At 64.8% G+C, this 19,647-nt stretch carries 19 protein-coding genes; 6 read left to right on the top strand and 13 right to left on the bottom strand.

Features of this window, described 5'->3' with window-relative positions:
- Positions 1-153 precede the first annotated feature (153 nt).
- The 7 genes from pdxR to IAE33_RS22870 all read right to left on the bottom strand — a co-directional run bounded on the left by pdxR (position 154) and on the right by IAE33_RS22870 (position 6,989).
- On the bottom strand, positions 154-1,584 hold the full coding sequence (gene pdxR, locus IAE33_RS22900; protein ID WP_201165403.1) for a MocR-like pyridoxine biosynthesis transcription factor PdxR: 1,431 nt from the start codon (positions 1,582-1,584) through the stop codon (positions 154-156).
- Positions 1,585-1,648: 64 nt separating this feature from the next.
- Entirely contained in the window at positions 1,649-1,987 is a 339-nt protein-coding gene (locus tag IAE33_RS22895; RefSeq protein WP_201165401.1) for a hypothetical protein, read from the bottom strand.
- 131 nt (positions 1,988-2,118) lie between these two features.
- Positions 2,119-3,357 (bottom strand): glycolate oxidase subunit GlcF, encoded by a 1,239-nt coding sequence (gene glcF / locus IAE33_RS22890; protein WP_201165399.1) that lies wholly within the window; start codon positions 3,355-3,357, stop codon positions 2,119-2,121.
- A 9-nt stretch (positions 3,358-3,366) separates the two neighbouring features.
- On the bottom strand, positions 3,367-4,419 hold the full coding sequence (gene glcE / locus IAE33_RS22885; protein WP_201165397.1) for a glycolate oxidase subunit GlcE: 1,053 nt from the start codon (positions 4,417-4,419) through the stop codon (positions 3,367-3,369).
- Positions 4,419-5,918 carry a glycolate oxidase subunit GlcD gene (gene glcD, locus IAE33_RS22880; RefSeq protein ID WP_201165396.1) on the bottom strand — a complete coding sequence of 500 codons (1,500 nt, stop codon included), beginning with the start codon at positions 5,916-5,918 and terminating at the stop codon, positions 4,419-4,421. Before glcD ends, glcE begins: the two co-directional genes overlap by 1 nt.
- A 101-nt stretch (positions 5,919-6,019) precedes the next feature.
- On the bottom strand, positions 6,020-6,337 hold the full coding sequence (locus IAE33_RS22875) for a DUF2388 domain-containing protein (RefSeq protein ID WP_028634391.1): 318 nt from the start codon (positions 6,335-6,337) through the stop codon (positions 6,020-6,022).
- Between the two features lie 118 nt (positions 6,338-6,455).
- Entirely contained in the window at positions 6,456-6,989 is a 534-nt protein-coding gene (locus tag IAE33_RS22870; protein WP_201165394.1) for a GNAT family N-acetyltransferase, read from the bottom strand.
- Between the two features lie 135 nt (positions 6,990-7,124).
- Here IAE33_RS22870 and IAE33_RS22865 point away from each other — a divergent pair, with 135 nt between their 5' ends.
- Positions 7,125-7,751, top strand: coding sequence for a glutathione S-transferase family protein (locus IAE33_RS22865; protein ID WP_201165392.1), 627 nt, complete (start codon positions 7,125-7,127; stop codon positions 7,749-7,751).
- A 13-nt stretch (positions 7,752-7,764) separates the two neighbouring features.
- On the opposite strand, the gene mrdA is transcribed toward IAE33_RS22865, so the two are convergent.
- Positions 7,765-9,660 (bottom strand): penicillin-binding protein 2, encoded by a 1,896-nt coding sequence (gene mrdA, locus IAE33_RS22860; RefSeq protein WP_201165390.1) that lies wholly within the window; start codon positions 9,658-9,660, stop codon positions 7,765-7,767.
- A 263-nt stretch (positions 9,661-9,923) separates the two neighbouring features.
- Between mrdA and IAE33_RS22855 the strand changes: the two genes are divergently transcribed.
- Positions 9,924-10,415 (top strand): isochorismatase family protein, encoded by a 492-nt coding sequence (locus IAE33_RS22855; RefSeq protein ID WP_201165388.1) that lies wholly within the window; start codon positions 9,924-9,926, stop codon positions 10,413-10,415.
- 29 nt (positions 10,416-10,444) lie between these two features.
- On the opposite strand, the gene IAE33_RS22850 is transcribed toward IAE33_RS22855, so the two are convergent.
- Positions 10,445-11,143 (bottom strand): pirin family protein, encoded by a 699-nt coding sequence (locus IAE33_RS22850; RefSeq protein WP_201165386.1) that lies wholly within the window; start codon positions 11,141-11,143, stop codon positions 10,445-10,447.
- A gap of 222 nt (positions 11,144-11,365) precedes the next feature.
- On the opposite strand from IAE33_RS22850, the gene IAE33_RS22845 reads away from it, so the two are divergent.
- Together IAE33_RS22845 and IAE33_RS22840 are read left to right on the top strand one after the other, a co-directional pair.
- On the top strand, positions 11,366-13,777 hold the full coding sequence (locus IAE33_RS22845) for a UvrD-helicase domain-containing protein (RefSeq protein WP_201165385.1): 2,412 nt from the start codon (positions 11,366-11,368) through the stop codon (positions 13,775-13,777).
- Positions 13,778-13,962: 185 nt separating this feature from the next.
- On the top strand, positions 13,963-14,889 hold the full coding sequence (locus IAE33_RS22840) for an alpha/beta fold hydrolase (protein WP_201165384.1): 927 nt from the start codon (positions 13,963-13,965) through the stop codon (positions 14,887-14,889).
- Between the two features lie 6 nt (positions 14,890-14,895).
- On the opposite strand, the gene IAE33_RS22835 is transcribed toward IAE33_RS22840, so the two are convergent.
- Together IAE33_RS22835 and IAE33_RS22830 are read right to left on the bottom strand one after the other, a co-directional pair.
- Complete coding sequence (locus IAE33_RS22835; protein ID WP_201165383.1) at positions 14,896-15,465, bottom strand: hypothetical protein; 570 nt, start codon at positions 15,463-15,465, stop codon at positions 14,896-14,898.
- A gap of 97 nt (positions 15,466-15,562) precedes the next feature.
- Complete coding sequence (locus IAE33_RS22830; protein ID WP_028634376.1) at positions 15,563-15,949, bottom strand: VOC family protein; 387 nt, start codon at positions 15,947-15,949, stop codon at positions 15,563-15,565.
- Between the two features lie 200 nt (positions 15,950-16,149).
- On the opposite strand from IAE33_RS22830, the gene IAE33_RS22825 reads away from it, so the two are divergent.
- On the top strand, positions 16,150-17,055 hold the full coding sequence (locus IAE33_RS22825; RefSeq protein WP_028634375.1) for a LysR family transcriptional regulator: 906 nt from the start codon (positions 16,150-16,152) through the stop codon (positions 17,053-17,055).
- A 10-nt stretch (positions 17,056-17,065) separates the two neighbouring features.
- On the opposite strand, the gene IAE33_RS22820 is transcribed toward IAE33_RS22825, so the two are convergent.
- A complete protein-coding gene (locus IAE33_RS22820; protein ID WP_201165382.1) occupies positions 17,066-17,659 on the bottom strand; it encodes a biliverdin-producing heme oxygenase in 594 nt (197 codons plus the stop codon).
- A gap of 116 nt (positions 17,660-17,775) precedes the next feature.
- Between IAE33_RS22820 and IAE33_RS22815 the strand changes: the two genes are divergently transcribed.
- Positions 17,776-18,267, top strand: a complete 492-nt coding sequence (locus tag IAE33_RS22815) for a GNAT family N-acetyltransferase (RefSeq protein WP_201165381.1) — start codon at positions 17,776-17,778, stop codon at positions 18,265-18,267.
- 45 nt (positions 18,268-18,312) lie between these two features.
- Here IAE33_RS22815 and IAE33_RS22810 read toward each other — a convergent pair whose 3' ends face one another.
- Positions 18,313-19,605 carry an 8-oxoguanine deaminase gene (locus IAE33_RS22810; protein WP_201165405.1) on the bottom strand — a complete coding sequence of 431 codons (1,293 nt, stop codon included), beginning with the start codon at positions 19,603-19,605 and terminating at the stop codon, positions 18,313-18,315.
- Between the last annotated feature and the right edge of the window lie 42 nt (positions 19,606-19,647).

The raw sequence follows: 19,647 nt of genomic DNA, 5'->3' as shown, positions 1-19,647 counted from the left end.
ACCGGCAAAGCCGGTGCCACACACCGCGGTGCTTGCTTCGCGGGTAAACCCACTCCCACAGTGATTGCGCCAGCTCTGAGATCTTGTGGAAGACAGTTGCTCAAACAGTTTCCTGTTGAATCAAAATGGCGTGACGGGCCGTGAAGCGGCCCATCACCCCATACCCTGCAGCACATCCCGCACCCGATCCAGCGCCGGGTCGATGTCCAGCAGGTCAATAGCCCCAAAACCCATCATCAACCCGGCCCTCACCGGCATTTCACTGAAGAACGGTGCCAGCGAGTACAGCCCCACACCCGCAGTGTTCGCCAGCCTGGTCAGCCGTTCCACATCGACCCCAGGGCGCGCCAGGGCGCTCAGGTGCAAACCCGCGTGGGCGGGGATGGCGCTCAACCAAGGCGCAAGGTCGCCCTCCAGCCGCGACAGAATGCGCTCGCGCCGGGCGCTGTACACCTCATGGCAACGGCGGATGTGCTTGTTCAGGTGCCCTTGCCCCACAAAGCGCGCCAGTGCCCATTGCAACAGGGTAGGGCTGTGCCAGTCGCTCAGCTGCTTGGCCACGCAGGCGGCGTGCAGTACCGCCGCTGGCAGCACGGCGTAACCCAGGCGCAGTTCAGGCAACAAGGTTTTGGAGAACGTGCCCACGTAGGCCACCACCCCGTGCTGGTCCAGGCGCTGCAGTGCATGGGCGGCAGGGCCGTGGTAGCGGAACTCGCAGTCGTAGTCGTCTTCGATGATCAGCGCGCCCAGCGTGGCCGCACGTGCCAGCAGCGCATGCCGGCGCGCCTCGCTCATCGGTACGCCCAGTGGGAACTGGTGCGAAGGGGTGACGTAGATCAGCTGGGTGCCTTCGGCGATCTGCTCCACGCACAAGCCTTGCTCATCCACCGCCACCGACTGCACCCGTGCGCCCAAGGCCAGAAACAGCTGCCGCGCCGGTGGGTAGCCTGGGTCTTCCATGGCCACCTGGCAACCCGGTTCCACCAGCACCCGGGCGATCAGGTCCAGCGCCTGCTGGGCGCCGTTGCACACCAGCACATCGTCGGCCGTGCAGTGTACGCCGCGCGCATAGGCGATGTGGTGGGCGATGACCTCCCGCAGCTCTTGCAGGCCCTGGGCGGGGAACTGCCGCTGTGCATGGCGCTGGCAGCGCCGCGCAGCGTCGTTCAGGCAACTGCGCCACTGGTCGAACGGGAACTGGGCCTTGCTTGAGGCACCGCCGACGAAATCATAGTGCACAGGTTGCTGCGGCCGCTGGCCCAGCACCGTGGCGCGTTGTTGCCAGCGCTGCAGCGAGGCACTGCCGGCCAGGGCGATGGGGCTGGCCCCGGACGCGCGGTTTGGCTGGCGTGGGGTAATGAAGGTGCCACGGCCCACCACGCCGCTGAGCAGGTTGTCGTAGGTAAGGCGTGAGTAGGCTTCGGCCACGGTCTTGCGGGACACGCCCAGTTGGACTGCCAGCAAGCGGCTGGGCGGCAACTGGCTGCCTGCCGCCAAATGGCCACTGTCGATGCTGGCGCGCAGCTGCCGGTAAAGCTGGTCGGCCAGGCCTTTGCGGCCTTCGAGGCGGATGTGCAGTTCCATGGTGCGATCCGGTGCGGAGGGCCGCTCAGGATAGCGGATTTGCCGCCGCTGTTGCGTTGGCCGTTCACAGCCGGGCGGTACTGACCGTGATGTAGCGCTTGTCGGGCAGCAGGATGCGGATCATGGTCTCGTCCGCAGGTGCGTGGCGGTTGCGTTTGATCGACACGCCCTCTAGCGCCACGGCTTTCATGTGCTGGGTGATCGCCCGCCCGCTGGCATCGAAAAATGCCTCGCTGGCGAGCAGTTCGATCCGTTCGATCAGCTGCCGCGTGCGTTCATCGGTGGCACAGAAAAACAGCACCCCGGACAAATGCGGGTCATCCTCCGGGTTGCTGAGGTCGTGAGCCAGCAATTCGCAAAGGCTGCTGCGCAACTGGGCGATGGTCGGTGGGTAGGGGGGCATGGGCGGCTTCCTCGGGTGCTCAATCCAAGCCGATCATGTTTTCTCCAGGCAAGGCTAACAAGTAAGACGTTTCTGATATTGCGCTAGGAAGCTTCCTAGTCTGACAGTCGTGAACGCGCCACGGCTTAAGCCTAAGGTTCGTCAGTGCCTGTCAGATCGAGTGCCGCCTCGACGATTTCCACCCAATGCTGCACAGGCGTGCGCCCGGCACCGCCCAGGTGCACCTGGCAGCCGACGTTGGCGGTGGCGATCAGCTGCGGGTTGCCGCTTTCCAGGGCATCCAGCTTGTTATCGCGCAGTTGCAGTGCCAACGCCGGCTGTGTGAGGGAGTAGGTACCCGCCGAGCCACAGCACAGGTGGCCGTCTGGCACGCTGGTCAGGCTGAAGCCCAGCCGCAGCAGCAGGGCTTCCACCGCGCCACCCAGCTTCAATGCATGCTGCAGGGTGCACGGGCAGTGAAAGGCCAGGCGCTGCCCGGTGTTTACCTGCAGTTGTTCGACCGGTTCGTTGGCCACCACCTCCACCAGGTCGCGGCACAGGCCACTGACAGTGGCCGCTTTATCGGCGTAGGCCGGGTCGCCTGCCAGCAGGTGCCCATACTCACGTACAAAAGCGCCGCAGCCGCTGGCGGTGATGACGATGGCCTCGGCACCGGCGGCGATTGCCGGCCACCAGGCATCGATGTTGCGCCGTGCACGCTGCAGGCCCCGCTGCTGGGCGTCCAGGTGATAATCGACCGCGCCGCAGCAACCCGCCTGTGGCGTGGTTGCAACGCTGATACCCAGACGGTCCAGCAGGCGAGCCGCAGCCGCGTTGGTCGCCGGCGACAGGGCGGGTTGCACGCAGCCTTCGGGCAGCAGCACCTGCCGCGTGTGCCGCGCGGTGGGGCGTGGACCAGGCGCCGGCTGGTGCGCCGGCAGCTTGTTCCTCACGGCGAGCGGCAGCAACGGGCGCAACACCTGGCCGCTGCGCAACACTGCCTTGAACAGCCCCGGGCGTGGCAGCACGGCACGCAGACCCTGGCGTAGCAGGCGCTGACCCAGTGGGCGAGGGATCTGCCGCGCGGCGAACCCCCGGCCAATGTCCAGCAGGTCATGGTACTTCACCCCCGATGGGCAGGTGGTTTCACAGCTGCGGCAGGACAGGCAACGGTCCAGGTGCAACTGGGTACTGGCGGTGACCACCTGGCCTTCGAGCATCTGCTTGATCAGGTAGATCCGCCCGCGCGGGCTGTCCAGCTCATCCCCCAGCAACTGGTAGGTCGGGCAGGTGGCGGTGCAGAAGCCGCAATGCACGCAGGACCGTAGAATGCTGTCGGCTTCGTCGGCGCGATCGAGGGCACGGGCGTGTTCGCTGAGCGTGGTCTGCATGGTCTGGCCTCACAGTTCCGGGTAGAGACGGCCGGGGTTGAACACCCGCTTGGGGTCCATCTGGTGCTTGAGTGCACGGTGGTAGCGCATCAGCGCTTCTGGCAAAGGCGGGCTGTGGTGCACGCCGGTGCCATGGCAAGTCGCATGGCCACCGGCCTGCTCGGCAATGGGGTGGATGCTGTGGGCGTCTGCGGCGCACTTCAGCCAGCGCTGCGCGCCACCCCAGTCGAGCAGCTGCCTGCCGGGCAAGGGCAGATCACCTGTGGCAATCGGCAATGACAGGCGCCAGAGCGGCTCGGCACCTGCGAAAAAGGCCAGGCGCTGCTCGCGCAGCTCGGCCCAGAAATGGCCGTCTGCCACTTCGCCGCCCAGACGCATGCGTGCCGACTGCACCGACCCTTCACCCCCTTCCAGGCGCAACCACAGGGCATCACCGTCATGGCAGGCGGCGCTGATCGGCAACGGCTGCTGGCCCCAGCGCAGCAGTTCGGCCAGGGCCTGTTGGCGGCTCATCGGCAGGCACAGGCTAAGGCACTGGCGCGGCCGGGGGAGCACTTTCAACGACACTTCGGTCAACACGCCCAGGCAGCCGAAACTGCCGGCCAGCAGCCGTGACACATCGTAGCCCGCGACATTCTTCATCACCTCGCCGCCAAAGCGCAGCAACGTGCCGTGGCCGGTGATCACCCGCGTGCCCAGCACATAGTCACGCACCGAACCTGCCCAAGGGCGCCTGGGCCCAGACAGCCCGGCAGCCACCATGCCACCCACGGTGGCCCCAGGGCCCAGATGCGGTGGCTCGCAGGGCAGCATCTGCCCGGCCTGGTGCAAAACTGCTTCGATTTCCTGCAGCGGCGTACCGGCGCGGGCGGTGATCACCAGCTCGGTGGGGTCGTAGCTGACGATGCCACGGTGGCAACGGGTATCCAGCACCTGGCCAACCACCGGGTTACCCAGCATCGCCTTGCTGCCGCTGCCTTGAATGGCCAATGGCGTCTCTGATTCCAATGCCTGGCACACCTGCTCCAGCAGGGCCTCGCTCATGTCCCGGTCAAGGCTCATCAGAACCGCTCCAGTTGCGGAAACGGCAATTGCCCGTGGTGCACGTGCAATGCGCCGAATTCAGCACAACGGTGCAGGGTAGGGATGTTCTTGCCAGGGTTCAGCAGGCCGCGGGGGTCGAAGGCCGCCTTCACTGCATGAAACAGGCGTAGCTCGTCGCTGTTGAATTGCGCGCACATCTGGTTGATCTTTTCCCGGCCTACCCCGTGCTCGCCGGTGATGCTGCCCCCCACCGCCACACAAAGCTCCAGAATTCTGCCGCCGAGGGTTTCAGCCTGCTCCAGCTCGCCGGGCAGGTTGGCATCGAACAGAATCAGCGGGTGCATGTTGCCGTCCCCGGCATGGAACACATTGGCCACCCGCAACCCGTGCTCGCAGGCCATTTCTTCAATGCGCTTGAGCACGTGGGCCAGTTGCCGGCGCGGGATGGTGCCGTCCATGCAGTAGTAGTCTGGCGACAGCCGCCCCACAGCCGGAAACGCATTCTTGCGCCCCGCCCAGAAGCGTACCCGCTCAGCCTCGTCACGGGCCAGGCGCACCTCCCGTGCGCCGGCCTGTGCCAGCACTGCGGCCACCCGCTCGCAGTCGTCATGCACATCGGCTTCCACGCCATCGAGTTCGCACAGCAGCATGGCTGCTGCATCTACCGGGTAGCCGGCGTGAATGAAGTCCTCCGCAGCCCGAATGGCCAGGTTGTCCATCATCTCCAGCCCACCTGGAATGATCCCTGCGGCAATGATGTGCGCCACAGCGCGACCCGCGTCTTCGACGCACTCGAAGCTGGCCAGCAGCACCCGCGCCACCTGCGGTTTGGGCAGCAGCCTCACGGTGACCTCGGTGACCACCCCAAGCATGCCTTCGGAGCCGGTGAACAGCGCCAGCAAGTCGAAACCTGGGCTGTCCAGGGCTTCGCTGCCCAGGGTCAGGTGTTCGCCCTCGATGGTCAGTATCTCGACCTTGAGCACGTTGTGTACGGTGAGCCCGTATTTGAGGCAATGCACACCCCCGGCGTTCTCCGCAACGTTGCCGCCAATGGAGCAGGCAATTTGCGAGGACGGATCGGGGGCGTAATACAGGCCATGGGGCGCGGCGGCCTGAGAGATGGCCAGGTTGCGGACACCCGGCTGCACCCGGGCAAAGCGGCCCTGCGGGTTAACCTCGAGAATGCGGTTGAGGCGCGCCATCACCAGAAGCACGCCTTTGGCCAAGGGCAGGGCGCCCCCGGACAACCCCGTCCCGGCACCACGCGCCACGACCGGCACATTGCGCTGGTGACACAGCCTCAGCACGGTCTGCACCTGATCTGTTCGCTCCGGCAGCACCACCAGCAAAGGCAGGGTGCGGTAGGCCGACAGGCCGTCGCATTCGTAGGGTGTCAGGTCTTCTTCGCGGTGCAGCACCTGCAGATCGGGCATCGCTTGGGTCAGCGCGTCGCGCAGGCCTTCCCGGTCTACGGCAGGTAACACGCCGTCGATGCGTTCGTCGTAGAGCATCGTCATGAATGACTCGGTTCTTATTGTTATTGGGGGCAGGAAACGCCCCAAGCATAGCGATGCCGGCCAGACATCACGACCTTGTCACTTGGCCGGCACGCAGGCCCTCATTGCTGGGCGACCAGGTCGTCCTGGGACAAAATGGCCTGGGCAAGTTCGTCATCGCTGGCCTGCAGGCCAGGGTGGTCCTTGCGCGCCTGTTGCAGGGCCGCCTCAACATAGGCGCCCCTGATCGCGCCACCGCTGGCAACGAATGCAGACAACTCGTCACGGGCGGGGATGATCCGTTTGTCGTCTTTGAAGGTTGAATACAGCGAGGCCGACACACCGGCCGAGGTGGCGATGTCGCGCCCGTCGACACGGGCCAGGGCCGCACCGGCAGGTACTAGAAGCAGCAGGGCAGGGACGAGCATAAGGTGGCGCATGTCGTGTTCTCCAATAGGGTGACGCCCAGGGAAAATGACCACTCAGAGTTTATGAGGCCAACCCACCAAGGGTAGTTCCATTGCCGCGTCTGGCCACCCGCCGCTGCGGCTTTAGGCGTCAGGCCACGGCTGACGGCGCGCCCCGGCGATACAGCGGACGTGGCGTGGCGGGTTGCTGGTCACAGTGCTGGTGGCCCGTCAGCGCAAAACCTGCCCGTTCAGCCAGGCGCTGACTGGCGGCATTGTCAGCGGCGGTGGTGAGCCAGACCGGTGCCGCGACCGCATCCAGCAGGCAAGTGAGTGCCTCACGCATCAGCCCCTGGCCCGCGCAGGCCTGGTTCACCCAATAGCCCACCTCATAGGCGCCGTCGCCAGGGGTCAGGCCAATGCAGCCGATAACCGCGCCACTGTCGGGCGCCAGCACGAAGTAGCGCTTTTCCTTGGTGGGCTCGTGGAATGTTTCGGCGCTGGTCTGCAGGTTGTCGCGCACTTCGTCCAGGGTCCAGTCAGGCTTGGCCCACTCCAGAAAAGGCTGATGCAGGGAGTAGCTGTGGAGCAGTGCCTGATGCACCTGTTGAGCGAATGCCGGGGCAGGGCGTACCAACAGGGTGCGGGCCGTGCTCAGGGTACGGGGGAGTGGGGGGTAAGGCATGGTGAGCCGTCCTTGCACAGTGAAGACGGCATCTAAGCACAGCTTCATGACCGTTTGCACCGGGCCATTGACCCTACCGGCTGGCCCATGGTCTGCTCGCCCTTGCCCCCACCACCTCACGCTAGGATCGCGTCCATGGCCGAATACACGCTGCACTGCTTCGCCGAGTCTGGTAATGCCTACAAGGCTGCCCTCATGCTCGAACTCACCGGGCAAGACTGGCAGCCGGTTTTCGTCGACTTCTTCAACGGCCAGACCCGCGAACAGGCCTGGCGTGATGAAGTGAACGAGCAGGGTGAGGTGCCGGTGCTGGAGCATGACGGCAAATCGCTCACCCAGTCGGCGCTGATTCTTGACTACCTCAGCCTGCGCACTGGCCAGTTCGGCCCGAAGGATGACGATGAGAAGCGCGAGATCTGGCGCTGGATGCTGTTCGACAACCACAAGTTCACCAGCTACTACGCGGCGCTGCGCTTTCTGTTCTGCCTGAAGAACACCGGTGAGACGGACGTGACCGGTTTTCTGCGCGAGCGCGCCACCGCCGCCTACCGCATCGTCGACGCGCACCTGGCGAAGACGCCGTTCATGGTCGGCGCCCGGCCGACCATTGCTGATCTGTCACTGGCAGGCTATGTGTTCATGCCCGAAGACACCGGCATCGACCTGGCGGCATTCACCCATATCGAGGCCTGGAAGGCGCGGCTGCAAGCATTGCCGGGCTGGAAGCACCCCTACGACCTGATGCCCCGCGCGGCGGCCTGAAACCAGGCAGCCGCTACCCGTGCGGTGACGCCTTGGCGGCGTTGCCGCTGGCGTACTGCGGCTTGAGGTGCCCCTGGTCATCCAGCAGGTAGGCGTCCATCACTTCCCGCACCACCGGCCCTGCCACGCGGCCGCCTGCTTCGCCGTTTTCGATCATCACCGCCACCACCACGCTGGGGTGCTCGGCGGGCGCAAAGCCGACGAACAGGGCGTTGTCGCGGTGACGCTCCAGGGTCTTGTTGCGGTTATAGCGCTCACCCTGCTTGATGGCGACCACCTGCGCCGTGCCGCTCTTGCCGGCGATGCGGTACTGGGCACCTGCCGCCGCCGCCCGGGCAATGCCGCGCGGGTCGTGCATGACCATCTGCATGCCCTGGCTGACCTGGTCCCAGGCGCGCCGGTCGCGCAGCACGATATCGGGCATGGGGTTGGGGTCTACCGGCGTGTCGCCGCCCACCGTCATGGCCAGGTGCGGGCGGTGCCACACCCCCTTGCTGGCCAGCAGGCTGGTGGCCTGCGCCAGTTGCAACGGCGTCACCTGCATGTAGCCCTGGCCAATCCCGAGAATCAGCGTTTCGCCCGGGAACCAGGCCTGGCGCCGGGTGGCCCGCTTCCACTGCGCCGAGGGCATCAGGCCGGACGATTCTTCGAACATGTCCAGCGAGACCTTCTGGCCCAGGCCGAATTCGGCCATGTAGTCGTGCAGGCGGTCGATGCCCAGCTTGTGCGCCAGGTCGTAGAAGTAGGTGTCGTTGGACCGCATGATCGCGGTGTACAGGTCTACCCAACCGTCACCGGTGCGGTTCCAGTTACGGTACTTGTGGTCGTAGTTGGGGAGTTCGTAATAGCCAGGGTCGAATACCCGGCTACCCGGGGTGATCACGCCACTGTCCAGGCCCGCGATGGCCACCTCGGGCTTGACCGTGGAGCCTGGAGCATACAGCCCGCGCAGTACCCGGTTGAACAGGGGGCGGTCGATGGAATCGCGCAGCTCGGCATACTGCTTGAAGCTGATGCCCTTGACGAACAGGTTGGGGTCAAAGCTGGGGTTGCTGACCATCGCCAGTACATCGCCATTGGCCGGGTCCAGTACCACCACCGAGCCACGGCGATCACCCAGGGCCTTTTCCGCAGCCTGCTGCAAGTGGGCGTCCAGCGTCAGCACAATATCCTGCCCCGGGGTCGGGGCCTTGTGGTTGAGTACCCGCATCACGCGGCCCTGGGCATTGGTTTCCACCTCTTCGTAGCCCACATGGCCGTGCAGCTGGCTTTCGTAGAAGTGCTCGATACCGGTCTTGCCAATCGACTGGGTGCCGCGGTATTCGGTGCTGTCGAGGGTCTTGGCTTCTTTTTCGTTGATGCGCCCCACATAGCCGACCGAGTGGGCGAAGTGCGCGCCCAGCGGGTATTCGCGGATGAACTGTGGTTCAACGTCCAGGCCCGGCAGGCGGAACTGGTTGACCGCCACCAGGGCAATTTGCTGCTCATCCAGCCCAACCATCAGCGTGACCGGCTCGAACGGCTTGCGACCACGCCGCAGGTCCTTGTCGAACTGCTTGCGGTCCTCTTCGCCAAGGCCCAGCACCTGCGTCAGGGTATCGAGCACCTGGGCGGTGGCGCCGCCGGTACGTTCACGGGTCATGGTCAGGTCGAAGCTGGGCTTGTTGTCGGCCAGCACCACGCCGTTACGGTCGTAGATAAGCCCCCGCTCGGGGGCGATGGGCAGCACATGCACCCGGTTGTTCTCCGACACCGCGCTCTGCTGGGCATGCTGCAATACCTGCAGCACGTAGAGGCGCCCCACCAGCACGGCCACCAGGCTGAACACCAGGGCAGCGCAGGCCAACAGCCGACGGTTGACCAGGTTTTTCTCCTTGTCGTGGTCCTTGAGGGGGATCGGTTGCGGCATCGGCTCGGTCTGCTGGGGTACTGGGCGAAGGCGCGTGGCCTGCCGGGGCATGGGGGGCAGTGATGCTACGCAAGGCAAGGGCCTCGCTCAAGGCGCCAGGCCGCGCCGCCCGCCCGGCCTGGCGTGTCACGCCCGCCAGCACAGGGCTGGCTGCAAGATGAAGATTTGTTCATTGGCGCCGGTGGCACCGGTACTGCGCGCATCTGCCATACCCACGCAAGCAGGTATACTCGCCGCCCGTTCTTTTACCCCGGAATACGCCAATGCGTCAGGTTTTGCTCGTCGTCGATGTCCAGTCCACGTTCAGCCCGCCGGAATGGCTGGTGGATGGCCTGCGCGTGCTGTCGGCGAACATCCCGACCATTGCCTCGGTGGAACTGCACGATGAGCAGGTAACCCCCTTTGAACGGCAGCTCGGCTGGCACCCCGCAGCCCAGGACGACAGCCTGATCGAGGCCGACCAGGTGTTCGTCAAGCATGGTTACGGGCAGAGCGCAGAGGCCATTGCCTACCTTCGTCAGCTGGGCGTGGAGCGTGTGCTGGTGTGTGGCCTGCAAACCGACACCTGCGTGCTGGCGGCAGGCTTCGCCCTGTTCGACGCAGGGCTGATGCCGACGCTGGTGACCGACATGACAGTGGGTTCTTCCCTGGACCGCAGTGCGAAGATGGGAATCGCCTTGTGGCAACACCACTTTGGCCAGGTCACCACCTCGGCTGAAGTGCTGGCTGACCTTGCGGGTGAACGCCAGGGCTGAGCCAGCCGGCGAGGGTGGGGTGGCCTGGGTCAGGCCACGTCCACCAGCACGATCTCGCTGTCTTCCAGGGCGGTTACCCGCAGCACCGGCTCTTGCTCGATCGCCACGCCGTCACGCGCCTTGGCCTGCACTCCATTGACCTCGACCCGTCCTTTGGCCGGCACCAGGTAACCGCGGCGGGCCGTGTCGAAATGGTACTCGGCCGTTTCGCCGGCGCGCAGGGTGGCGGCTACCAAACGCGCGTCGGTGCGAATCTGCAAGCTGCCTTCGTCGCCCTCGCGGCCACTGGCCAGGGTGACGAAGCCCTCACCGCGCTCGCCTTTGGGGAATGGCCGGGTGCCCCAGGCCGGGGCATCACCGGTGCGCTCGGGGATGATCCAGATCTGGAAGATGCGCGTGTCCACCGCTTCGCGGTTGTACTCGCTGTGCACGATGCCAGTGCCGGCACTCATCACCTGCACGTCACCCGCTTCGGTTCGGCCCTTGTTGCCCAGGCTGTCCTGATGGCTGATGGCCCCTTCACGCACATAGGTGATGATTTCCATGTCCCGGTGCGGGTGTGGCGGGAAGCCACTGCCTGCCGCGATCAGGTCGTCGTTCCACACCCGCAGGTTGCCCCAGTGCATCCGCGCAGGGTCGTGGTACTCGGCGAACGAGAAGTGGTGATGGGCGTCAAGCCAGCCGTGGTTGGCATGGCCCAGGCTTTCGAAAGGTCGCAGTTGCAGCATGATCGGGTTCCTCGGTGAGGTTGGAATGGCACCATCATGCGTCATTCACGTATCGAAAATAAGTGTAAATATTGGCTTTATACCATCTATATAGTCGATGTTTTTGTGTGAAGGAATTACTGCGTTTCATCGCCTAATGCACTGATCCGCAAGCAATTGCTGGCAGTTTTTGCGTGCAACGGCGAACATTGGCAGCTGTTTTTGCCAGACAACGGAGTGACCGTGGCCAACGAGCAACCCCAGGCCCTCGCCGAACTGATCCCACCCGCCCAGTTGCCCTGGTTCCGGCGCCTGGTCGCCCGCTTGCTGGGCCGCGGGCTCACCGGCCTGCAGGCGCAGCACCGCCATTCGGTGGAGTATGGCCGCGCTGAAGGCTACGAGGCCGGGCGGCAAGTGCTGGTCATCCGTGATTGCCGGTCCGACCTGCCGGCGGTCCCCGGCCAGGACGACAACCTGTTCGACGATTGGCGCCTGCCCTTGACCGCAGAGCTGAAGAAACGCTTCAAGGCCGATGTCGCCCAGCGCATGCCGGCCCACTCACAACCCAGTGCCGCGCAGTGGAAGCTGATTTTCAGCGACACGCCCTCCACGTGCGTTGTAGCCGGGGCGGGCGCGGGCAAGAGTACCTCCCTGGTGCTGCGCATCCTGTTGCTGCGCCATTACCTGGGTTATGAGCTGGACGCGATGACCGTGGTCACCTTCACCCGCGAGTCGCGCAAGGATTTCATCAAGCGCCTGCTGCAGGTGTTTGCCTTGTGGCAGATCAACCTGCTGCCGGGCCAGGCCCGCGACCTGGTGCGCACCTTCCATTCACGTATCCTGCCGCTGGTGCGCAGCCTGCCGGGCTTCGACAGGGTGCAGGCGTTCGAGACCCTGGGCAACGACCTGCCGGCCGGCCAGGAGGCGGAGGCCGACAGCAACCCGTTCGACCTGCGCCTTAACGATGCCCAGCGCCAGCAGTTGAACCAGTGCTACAGCACGTTGCTGGGCCATAGCCCGCGTTTTGCCGAGCTGGTCGGCCAGTTGCGCAACGAAGCACTGCAGCTCAAGGCGCTGGACCCCGACAACCCGGATGTGCAAAAGCGTGCCCAAGTCACGCAGTTGGCGGCCCAGCGTGATGAAGAGCTGTGCGATGTAATCGAAGACCTGTGGTTTGCAGCAGGCGCCTGGCCCATCAAGGGCATCGAACCATGCCGGGAGACGGTGTCGATACGCGGCAGCCGCTTTCATGTGCACGGTCGCCTGGGGCAGGGCGGGCCGCTGCTGGTGCTGGGTTTCGACCCGTCCGAGAGCGCGCAATACCAGCGCCCGGGTGCCAAGCTGGCGGTGCGCGCCGAATGGGCGGTCAAGCGCACCTTGTTGCAGGCCTTCTGCGACCAACCCCTGATCTGGCTGGACAACTACGCCATGGCCCGGCGCCTGGCCGCCTCGCTGGCCGGTGATGCCGTAGCGGGCCCAGGCTTTGAATACAAGGTGAAGGGCGAGCTGGCCCCGGCGCCACTGCTGGATGCATTCGTGGCGGCGGCCAACTTCATCGAAAACCTCGGCCTGGATGTGCCCACCGCCGTGCGGGCCATGCAATTTGCGTCAGGCGACAGCGATGCGTTGTTCTTCGAGGCGCTGGCCCTGTATTGGCGCGCGCTGGAAGGGCATCTGCTGGACCAGTCGCCCCCGGTGATGACCTACAACCACATGTTCGCCCTTTTCGGCGAGAACAACGCGGAAAACCTGCGGTTGCTGCCCGACCCGCTGCTGCGCCCGCTGGCGCACCTGATGATCGACGAATTCCAGGACGTTTCGCCGCAGATCGTCAGCTGGCTGCGTGCTTGCCTTGCCGAGATCCGCCGGCGCGGCTCAGCCATGCATGCAGGGCGGCAGGCTCAATACTCATCGCTGATGTGCGTGGGCGATGACTGGCAGTCGATCTATGGCTGGCGCGGCAGTTCGCCCACGTACTTCATGGAGTTCACCAAGGCCTTCCCCACGCCCGCCAATACGCGGGTGCTTCTGGTCGACAACTACCGTTGCCAGCAGCAGGTGATTGATGCAGCCGAGCACCTGGTCAAGGGTACCCCGGCCATTACCGGCAAGAAGGCCCGTGCCAGTGGCCCGGCGGCGGCGTTGCCCGGCACCCCGGTCAAGGTGTTAGAGCGCGACGAGGCAGCACTGGGCCAGACCCTGATCGAACACTACCAGCGTGGCGAATCGGTGCTGATGCTGTACCGCAAGGGGGCCGATCGCGCCCTGATGAGCGAGCACCTGTACAGCGTGATGCAGGCCGAGTCGGCGCTGCCCCCCGAGCAGCGTCGGTTGCGCCAGCTCACTTACCACAGTGCCAAGGGCCTGCAGGCCGACGCGGTGTTCATGCTGGGTGATTGCCAATACCTCACCCGTTCACCATACAAGAACCAGGTGTACCGCCTGGCGGGGCTGGGCAAGGCCGGCGATGGCCAGCCGTTCGACACGGCGCAGAAGGACGAGGTGCAGCGCCTGGCCTATGTGGCCGTGACGCGGGCGGTGCAGCACTGCTACTGGCACGTGGAGCCGGCCAATGGGGAGGGTGTGGTGGCCGTGCGAGCGTCCAGCCAGGTCGATGCCGGGCAGGTATTTTTCGAGGACTACCGCGGGCAGTAGGGTCGGTGACGGTTAAGTCACCGTCGGTGAGGGGCCAGTGGCGGGGCGTTTCTTGGGCCAAGGTTGAGTGTCGGCGCCCAGAGCGGCCCGGCGCAAGGGTTGCCGCTGGCGACAGGAGTCGAATGCCACGGTGGCGTATTCGGCCTGGAGCGGTCGTACCAGGCATCATGTCAGGAAGCGTACCCATGCGATCATCATCCACACCCAAGGATCACCCCCTCGACCTCAACGGCATCGAAATCGCGGTGCGTTGCTGGGGGCCGGAAGACGGCATCCCCGTGCTGGCATTGCACGGCTGGCTCGACAACGCGGCCTCGTTCGAGCGCCTGGCGCCCATGCTTGATGGCTGCTTCGTGGTAGCCCCCGACCTGGTCGGGCACGGGCGCTCCGACCACCGTCGACACGACAGCGGCTATTACTTGTGGGAACACGCCGAAGACATGCTGGCCGTGGCTGAAAGCCTGGGCCTGGGGCAGTTTCACGTACTGGCCCATGGCATGGGCACCGGCGTGGCTTCGCTGCTGGCCGCCATGACCAGCGCCATTGCCAGCATGACCTTTCTCGACGGCATGGGCGCACCCTTCACGGTGGCCGAGCATGACCGGGTTCAGCACCTGGCCAGGGCCTACCGCCTCAAGCGCATGGTGCAGCGCAGCCAGCTGCAGGGTTTCAGCGAGCGTGACGTGCAGCGTTTCGACGACCTGAACACCGCCCTGGCCCAACGCCGCGAGCGCCTGGACACCGGCCTGTCCGAAGCCTCCGCCCGGCTGCTGGCCCTGCGCGACTTGCTGCAACTGAACGAGGGTTACTGCTGGCGGCACGACCCTCGGCTGGTGCTCCCCGAGCCCATGCCGCTGACTGAGCGCGAGGCCTGCGACCTGCTCGCCCAGATCCGCTGCCCGTTGTACCTGTTGTTCGGCCGCCAGGGAGCGTTCACCGGTGAAGCCTTTGGCCGGCGCGAAGCCGCATTGCCCAGCCAGGCCAAAGTGTCCTGGCACCCTGGCGGGCACCATTTCCACCTGGATGCGCCGGACCGCGCGCTGGTGGACCAGTTGCTGCGCATTCTGGCGCGTCATGAAGGCGGGGTACTGCAGCGCCTGGTCAACGAGTAGGTGGAGTCAGTCGAAGTAGCCCCGCAGGCTGAAGCTGTAGCGGGTGTCCACGGTCGTGGCTTCGCCGCGGCTCCAGCGCGGGGTCAGGACGAACTCGAAGGCCGGCTCGTACAACCCGTCGCGGACTAGTGCACCGGCCAGTACCTCTACACCGTACCAGCCGTTTGCCACTTCGATCATGGGGCGGCCTGGGGCCTGGTAGCGCGCCATCAGGTCGCCGAGTGTCTTGGCGGTGAAGTGCTGCAGGATACGCCAGGTGTACAGCATCAGCGCGCCATGTTCGACCCGTACCACGTAGCCATCGCGTTGATGCTTCAGGCGGCTGCCCGGCATGCGCAAGGCCGGTGTCTCGCCCTCGAGGGTGAACAGAATGTGGTAGGGCAGGTTGTCTACCCCTGCAAGTGGCAACACCACGCCCTCGCGCACCGCCTGGTCACCGGAGTCGTTGTGGGTGAACGCGTAGGCCAGGTCATCTGGCAGTGCATACTCCTGCTTGAAGCGCTCAAGCAGCTGGATATCCCCGAGCAGAAAGTAGTCCACCAGGTCGTTGAGCACTTCACTGAATTCGTGGCGCATCTGTTTTCCTTGTTAGTGCACAGAAACGGCTGAGGCAGATTAGCCCTACCTGTTGCCGTCTGGATGCCCTGCGCGTCCCGGTGGAGCAGCCTATCGGCTAATGTTTCTGGGTGATTTGTATCAGGTTGCCGCAGGTGTCATCGAACACCGCCGTGAGGGCAGCGTCGGCTTCTGAAGGTGGCTGGGTAAACTGCACGCCTGCCGCGCACAGCCGGGTGTATTCGGCCTGCAGGTCGCGCACGCCAAACGACGCGGCGGGTATGCCGTCATGCTTGAGCGCCGCTTTGTACACTTTGGCAGCCGGGTGTGCATCGGGTTCGAGCAGCAGCTCCACGCCGTTAGGGTCGTTCGGGGAGGTGAGAGTGAGCCAGCGGTGCCTTCCCATCGGGGTATCGTGCTTGGGTTCGAAGCCGAGTACGTAATGGTAGAAGGCCAGGGCTTTGGCCTGGTCGTCGACGAGGATGCTGGTGACCATGATCTTCATAGGCATGCACCTGGGCTGGGGCTGTTACTACCAGTAAAGACGCTCCCGCGGGTTTGACCAGCCTTGGGCGCAGCGAGTGACCATAAAAAACCTGCTCTGGCCATAGCCAAATCCTTGCCAGTACTGCGCCACCCGTGACCCTGCGGGGGGTAAAGTGTGGTCATCATTCCCGAGCGCCCTGACGCGTCAGAGAGGAACCTGTGGCCGCCTACACCTTGCGACAACTCAAGTACTTCGTTACCACCGTTGAAGCCGGGAGCGTGGCCGAGGCCTCGCGCCAGCTTTACATCGCACAGCCGTCCATTTCCACGGCGATCAAGGGCCTGGAAGAAAGCTTCGGCGTGCAGTTGTTCATCCGTCATCACGCCCAGGGCGTATCGTTGACCCCTAGCGGCAAGCGCTTCTACGCCAAGGCCAAGTCGCTGCTGCAAATGGCCCATGAGTTCGAGCAGAATGCCTTGGCCGACAATGACACCGTCGCCGGGCAGATCGACATCGGCTGTTTCGAGACGGTCGCGCCCCTGTACCTGCCGCGCTTGATCGCAGGGTTCAGGCAGCGCTACCCCGGCGTGGACATCCGCTTGCGCGACGGCGAACAGCAAGATTTGATTCAAGGCCTGACAGCGGGCACCTTCGACCTGGCGTTTCTGTACGACCATGACCTGGATGGCACCATCGAGGCCGAGCCACTGATGCCGCCGCAGAAGCCCTATGTACTGCTGCCGGAAAACCACCGCTTTGCCGGGCAGGCGCAGGTGTCGCTGCGTGACCTGTGCCCGGAGCCGATGATCCTGCTGGATGTTGCCCCGAGCCGCACTTATTTCGTCAGCCTGTTCAATGAAATGGGCCTTACCCCCAACATCGTCTTCAGCTCACCCTCCATCGAGATGGTGCGCGGCATGGTGGGGCAGGGCTTTGGTTTCTCGCTGCTGGTCACCCGCCCTCATTCTCCCTACACCTACGATGGCCAGCGCCTGGCGATGCTCGACATTACCGAGCCGGTCGCTCTGTCGGGTCTGGCGGCCGCCTGGTTGAAGCGGGTGCACCTGACCAAGCCTGCACAGTTGTTCGTCGAGTTTTGCCGGGAAGAGTTGGCCAAGTTTTAAGGGCACTGCGCTAATGCTTGGCGCCGAACACGTTGTGAAGGTGGCCTCGGTAGGCGTCGAAGGCGGCAATGGCGCCGTCGATCGCTTCGGTTTCCTGGTGCTGCGTCAGGCTCAGTTCATCGACGCCGGCAACGAAGGCCTGCCAGTGCAGGGCGCGCCCTTGTGGGTGGGCGGCCAGATGGCGGGCACCGCAAGTGCCGTCCAGGCCCAGGTGCTGGGCCCACTTGAACAGAAAGGCCGCCCCCAGGTTCGAACCCTCGCAGCAGTACAGCCAACCCAGCGCCTGGGCTGGGCTTGCCCGCACCGGCGTGGGCACGGGCGGTTGCTGTAGCAGCAGGTCCTGCATGTCCTGCTGCACTGCGGCAAAACGCGATAACCCATTAAGGCCCGGCAGTTGCTCGTTCAGCTGTTCATCCTGATAAAGCCCCACAAGGCTGCCGTGGAACTGGTACTGCACCTGCAAAAAACGGGCATAGCGTTCACGGCTTTCGAATGGCCGTGCGGCTACCACCAGCTGATCGACGCTGTCGTGCTCCCGGTGGGTGGACGCTTTCAGGCGTTTGCAGCGGCTTGCTTCAGCAGGTGGCAAGGGTACAACGGTCATCGGCAAATCCGCAGCATCAAGTAAGGTGCCCATGATGCTTGCCATTACGGCATCGCGGCAAGCTTGACGGGCGGTTACCATAGACCAGCCCTACGCCTCACCCAAGGACAACCGCCATGCCCACGCTTCAATTCCGCTCCCCGGTGGCAGAGGATGCCTACCGCTGCCATGCCATCGAAACCGGCGCCTACGAAGGGGACGAAGCCGCCACACTGGAAAAGATCGCCACCCGCATCACCCAATACCCCCAAGGCTTCCTGCTGCTGGAGAGCGATGGCGATATCGTTGGCTTCATCAACAGCGGTTGTGCCCACCAGGTGGTCATGGCGGACGAGGCCTTCAAGGAGCTGGTGGGGCACGACCCGGCCGCACCGAACGTGGTGATCATGTCGGTGGTGGTCGACCCCGCCCAGCAGGGCAAGGGCTACGCCAGGCAGCTGATGCAGGCCTTTGTCGCCCAGATGAAGGCCGCAGGCAAACAGACCATCCATTTGATGTGCAAGGCCCAGCATGTGCCGTTGTACGAGAAGATGGGCTACCGCTATGTGCAGCCGTCACCTTCCGAGCATGGGGGCATGGCCTGGCACGAGATGGTGATGGCGCTGTGAAAACGGCCGGGCCTGCGCACACCCCGCGCGGGCCCGGCTGGGCGCTCAGTCGCCGCTGACCAGCTGGCGCGCCAGCTGGTTGTGGCGCTCCAGTACCCGTGGCAGGTCCACGGTAACCAGGTGCCCGCCCTGCACCACGACGCGGCCATTGATCACGCTGGTGTGCACCTGGGTTGGGGTGCAGAACACCAACGCCGCCAGCGGGTCGTGGTGAGCCCCGGCATAGGCCACGTTCCCAAGGTCGAAAGCGACGAAGTCGGCCACCATGCCAGGGGCCAGTGCGCCGATATCATCACGGTTAAGCACCTTCGCCCCGCCCAGTGTGGCGATCTCCAGCGCCTCGCGCGCGGTCATGGCATCCGGCCCGAACCCTACCCGCTGCAGCAGCAAGGCCTGGCGTACCTCGCCAATCATGCTGGCGCCATCGTTGGACGCCGAGCCGTCCACCCCGAGGCCCACCGGCACCCCGTGATCCCGCATGCGGCGCACCGGGGCAATACCCGAAGCCAGGCGCATGTTCGAGCAGGGGCAATGGGCAACACCGGTGCCGGTGCGGGCGAACAGTTCGATGCCGTGCTGGTCCAGTTGCACGCAGTGGGCGTGCCAGACATCGTGCCCCACCCAGCCAAGGTCTTCGGCGTACTCGGCAGGGGTCATGCCGAATTTTTCCCGGCTGTAGGCGATGTCGTTGACGTTCTCCGCCAGATGCGTGTGCATCGACACACCGTAGTGCCGGGCCAGCACGGCCGCTTCTCGCATCAGGTCGCGGCTGACCGAAAACGGCGAGCAGGGCGCCACCACAATGCGGCGCATGGCGCCGTGGCTGGCGTCGTGGTAGTCCTCGATCAGCCGTTGCGACTCCTTGAGGATGTCGGGTTCCTTCTCCACCACCGAGTCTGGTGGCAGGCCGCCCTGGCTTTGGCCCACGCTCATGCTGCCGCGCGCGGCATGGAAGCGCATGCCGATGTCGGCGGCCGCGTGAATGCTGTCGTCGAGCTTGCAGCCGTTGGGGTAGATGTACAGGTGGTCGCTGGAGGTGGTGCAACCGGACAGGATCAGTTCGGCCATGGCGGTCTGGGTCGATACCGCGATCATTTCCGGGGTCAGCCGTGCCCAGATCGGGTACAGCTGGGTAAGCCAGTTGAACAGTTCCCCATCCTGGGCGGCAGGCACTACCCGGGTAAGGCTCTGATACATGTGGTGGTGGGTGTTGACCAGCCCCGGGATAACCACCTTGCCGGCCATGTCCAGCACCACGTCCGCGTGTTGGGGCAGGGTGTCGCTGGGGCCAACCTGGGTGATCAGGTTGTCTTCAATGAACAGGCCGCCCCCCCGGATTTTGAAGGGGCGGCAGGGGCCAGTGACCCACCCGTAACAAAA

Origin of the sequence: Pseudomonas sp. S60, assembly GCF_016647865.1 — a bacterium.
Lineage (GTDB): Bacteria > Pseudomonadota > Gammaproteobacteria > Pseudomonadales > Pseudomonadaceae > Aquipseudomonas > Aquipseudomonas parafulva.
This window is presented reverse-complemented; position numbering and strand designations above follow the sequence as displayed.